Annotated in this window: 3 protein-coding genes and 1 pseudogene; 3 read left to right on the top strand and 1 reads right to left on the bottom strand. The window is 67.0% G+C overall.

The features are described 5' to 3' along the window. A partial coding sequence (locus BJP40_RS34840) for a hypothetical protein (RefSeq protein ID WP_218153196.1) occupies window positions 1-192 on the bottom strand: 192 nt, incomplete at its 3' end. A 165-nt stretch (window positions 193-357) separates the two neighbouring features. On the opposite strand from BJP40_RS34840, the gene BJP40_RS07325 reads away from it, so the two are divergent. The 3 genes and pseudogenes from BJP40_RS07325 to BJP40_RS34050 all read left to right on the top strand — a co-directional run bounded on the left by BJP40_RS07325 (window position 358) and on the right by BJP40_RS34050 (window position 3,094). Further along, complete coding sequence (locus BJP40_RS07325) at window positions 358-804, top strand: SseB family protein (RefSeq protein WP_256220662.1); 447 nt, start codon at window positions 358-360, stop codon at window positions 802-804. Beyond that, window positions 801-1,436 (top strand): annotated as a pseudogene (locus BJP40_RS07320) (hypothetical protein); the annotation flags it as partial. The gene BJP40_RS07325 and the pseudogene BJP40_RS07320, both read left to right, overlap by 4 nt. An 8-nt stretch (window positions 1,437-1,444) precedes the next feature. Continuing rightward, the gene (locus tag BJP40_RS34050; protein ID WP_177204327.1) at window positions 1,445-3,094 is read left to right on the top strand and encodes a putative T7SS-secreted protein; all 1,650 of its coding nucleotides are present in this window, start codon (window positions 1,445-1,447) and stop codon (window positions 3,092-3,094) included. Window positions 3,095-3,796: the final 702 nt, after the last annotated feature.

Genomic DNA, 3,796 nt, shown 5'->3' with positions numbered 1-3,796 from the left:
GGTGTTCTGGTAGGTGACGGGACGCAGCCAGCGCTCGATGGCGGTGGCGCCGACGGACCTCCGCAGCTGCATGCGGTGACGACCGGAGCCGGGAGAGGGCCCTGACTCGGAGGAAGGGGCGATGTACCACGGGGGCGCACAAGCGGTGACGCAGACGATGACAAGGTCAGGACGGCCGTGTCGGCAGGACACGCCGCGAAGTCCGACGGGAAGACAATCAATCGTGTGACGATGAGCGTCATGGGTGATGGCGGGGACCGGGCTGGGGCCCAGGACTGGATGAACGGCGGGCCGCAACGGCCTTTGCGACGAGCGGACTTGGCCAGCGGGCCGGAACGTCCGATGCGACTGGCGGACTTGGCCAACAGGCCATCGAACGCGCAGCCACCGCCCCCTATCCAGCGGACGGCCTCGCAGGGTGAGGCGGCGGAGGAGGCCGAGGTCCGGTCTCGACGGCGCGAGTTCGCTGCCTTGCTGGGGGAGTTCCGCCGTACGGCCGTACTGGTGCCGCTTGATGCGCACGGCAGCCTCTGGTCGGCCGGCCTGGGCGGTGTGCGATGGATCTGCGCCTTCTCGGACGAGGCGGCGCTCGCCCGGTTCGCGTACGCGCAGGGCGACCCCGGCCGAGAGTGGGAGTACCGCACCGTGCTGGGCGCGCGGCTGCTCGATGTGATGGTGCCGATGCTGGGGGTCCCGGCGGGTGTGGCACTGGACGCGGGCAGCGAGGACGGAATGGTGTTCCCGCCGGTCGCCGGGGTGGTCCCGGACGCGGCGGCGGTCGACCTCGGGGGAGAGCAGCGGTGAGTGGAAGCGATCCGGATCTGGCCGTGCCCCCGGGTGCGCTGGAGCAGATCGCCAAGGGCATCAACGGCGCGTACGCGGAGCTCAAGGATCTCGGCATGATCGGGGACGCGTCGACCGGCCGGGGCTTCTCGGATCTGGCGCTGAGTGGCCTGGAGCTGGGTCATGCGGGCCTGACGGGGGAGTTCGAGACGTTCTGCGAGCGCTGGGAGTGGGGCGTGCGGGCGCTGATGCAGCGGGGCGCCGGGTTCGCGAGCGCGGTCGGGCTGTCCGCCGGCGCAATCCATGAGCAGGAGCAGTACGTCAAGGACACCTTCAAGATCGCCGTGAACTCCCTGAACGGCAACCCCCATCTGTCGGAGGAGGAGGTCAAGGCCAAGTCCTGGCAGGAGATCAGCACACAGAGCATGTTCGACGATGCCGACTGGAGCGCCGAATCGTTCCAGCAGGCGCATGCCGAGGTGAAGCAGACCTGGAAGGACACGGCGTACGACGTCGAGGACGCGCTGCTGGACTCCATGGAGACCTCGGGCGCGCTCGACCCCAGGCTGCGCGAGGCGGTCGACGGGGAGTTGAAGGAGATGCTCGACCCGTCCGACGCGGCGGTGCGGCGGGCTGAGGAGCCGGGCTGGGGCGGACGCTGGTGGGCGGCCTCGACGATCTCGGGAAGCTCGTCGGCACCGGATACGACAAGGTGCGGGACGGCGTCGACTGGGGCAAGGAGAAGCTCGGCCAGGGCATCGACGCCGCCACCGACAAGATCGGCGAAGGCCTGGAGTACGTCGGTGCCGAAGGTGTCGCGGACAAGGTCGAGGACTGGGGCGACCGCACGGCCTCCTCGCTCGGCGCCGAGGTGGGCGAGCAGCAGCTCGGCGAGACCGAGGACGCGGACGGGCTCGTCCACGGCAACCCCTCGAAGATCACCGCGGCGGTGAAGAACCTGCGCGACTTCCGCGACGCCTTCGACAGCGTCGGCCGCGGCATGAAGGGCCTGGACTCCAGCCACTGGAAGGGTGAGGCGGCCGACGCGTTCCGCGAGAAGTTCGCCACGCACCCCGGCGAGTGGATGAAGGCCGCGGACGCCTTCGACGACGCGGCCGGGGCGCTCGACTCGTACGCCTCCACCGTGCGGTGGGCGCAGGGCAAGGCGAAGGAGGCGATCGCCCTCTACAAGAAGGGACAGCAGGCCTCCAAGACCGCGGTGGACGCGTACAACGAGAAGGTCGACGCGTACAACGCCGCCCGCAGCGGCCCCGATCCGCTGCCCAGGCCCGCTCCCTTCACCGACCCGGGGACCGCGCAGCGCGAGCGCGCCCACGAGATCCTCAAGGAGGCCCGCCGCCAGCGCAACGAGGCCGGCGACAGGGCCAAGTCCGCGGTCAGGGCCGCTCTGGCGCATGCGCCGAAGGAGCCGACGGGCCTGGAGCGCGCCAAGTTCGACCTGGCGGACTACAGCGTCGCGCAGGGCGTGGAGATGATGCACCTGGGTGGCGGCATCGTGAAGGGCACCGCGGGACTCATCAACTTCGTCCGCAGCGTCAACCCGATCGACGGGTACAACCTGACCCACCCGGCGGAGTACTACAAGAGCGTCAACATGACCCTGGCGGGCCTCGCCTCCACGGCCGCCAACCCGGACCGGGCACTGAAGAACGCCTGGGAGGCGTTCCAGGCCGACCGCTCCGAGTCTCTTGGACGTCTCCTCCCAGAACTCATCGGCACCAAGGGCGCGGGAAGCGTCAGAACCCTCGCCCGCGTCGGCGCGAAAGGTGGACTAGGAGCAAGGCTCCCGGACGAGTGGTTGACTGGAGGAAGGCGGCGCCCCAGAGACATCCTTGACGATCCGGCTCAGACGCGCTGGGCCGAGGACGCCTATGCGAACTTCCTTCAGGACTCACATGACGTCACAGCCATCGCAGAGCATACTCGTAGCGTTGAGCGGGCAAACGGGTCATCTGGCTTTTCGGAGCAAGAGGTTGCATCAATCAAGAAGCATGTCTTCGATACGGAGCATCCCATAATAGATCAGGAAACAGGCCAAGTGGTCATCAGAAAGTTCGATGCAGATGCCGAGATCGCCGACGCCTGGATTCGCCTGAGATCGGGAAATGCCATTCCGGAGGACTATCTTCTCCTTGAGCACGAACTGGCGGAACTGGGATATCTGCGAGACAACCCTGGCTCCACCTATCAGGCAGCACATAGCTTCGCGAACCAATCCTACAATTGGCAGAAACACGTTCCGCTGTTCAAGCGGGAAATCCTTGAAGAGGAGTGGCAATGGCTGCACTAGTCTATTTCCGGAAGGTTTCCCAAACGGAGATGACCGTCGAATATCTCTTCGGCTTCGACGATACAGAGCTTCCGCGACGCATGGTAATGGATATTGAGAGTCGCAGATCTCGCCCCATTGACGGCCATGTCGATTACGCCTTCCTTAAGGCTTCACGGAAGATTAATTCAATGTATGAAGAGAGTCATCAGTGGCCCGAACGAGGGATGAGCGCGAGTTGACCCTCCCCCGGCGGCATAGTCACCATCAGGGGTCGGCAGCAGGCCGTCAGCATCGAGCCTCCCCGAGTCCTTGGTTCGCAATGACGTACTGCAGGATGCGCCACCGCTGCTTGACTTTGCAGCGGTGCGCTGCTTCTCTCCGGAAAGCCCGCGAGGTAGGGGTCTCCGTTGTCACCTGGAGGCACGTCCCGTGTAATTGACCAGAGTGCCTGCCCCCGGCCTCGTCGCGAGGTCGGGGTCGGAGGCACCACCGCCCGCAAGTCGACACCCGCGCGGTAATGCGCGGTTCCGTTGGTTCACTCGCAGGCAATGCCGCTCCGGACCTCGACGCGCATGGCGGGGATCACTCCAGTCGTCCGGTGGCGTCGGCGCGGACCCGTTTCCACGCCAGGGCGCACAGCCCCCGCCGGCGGCGCCGCCCGTCTCAGGGCTGCTCGCGGCGGCCGTCGATCCGGCGCGGGAGGCCCAGGGGGTTGGCGTC

Source organism: Streptomyces sp. CC53 (assembly GCF_001865245.1).
Classification (GTDB): domain Bacteria; phylum Actinomycetota; class Actinomycetes; order Streptomycetales; family Streptomycetaceae; genus Streptomyces.
This window is presented reverse-complemented; position numbering and strand designations above follow the sequence as displayed.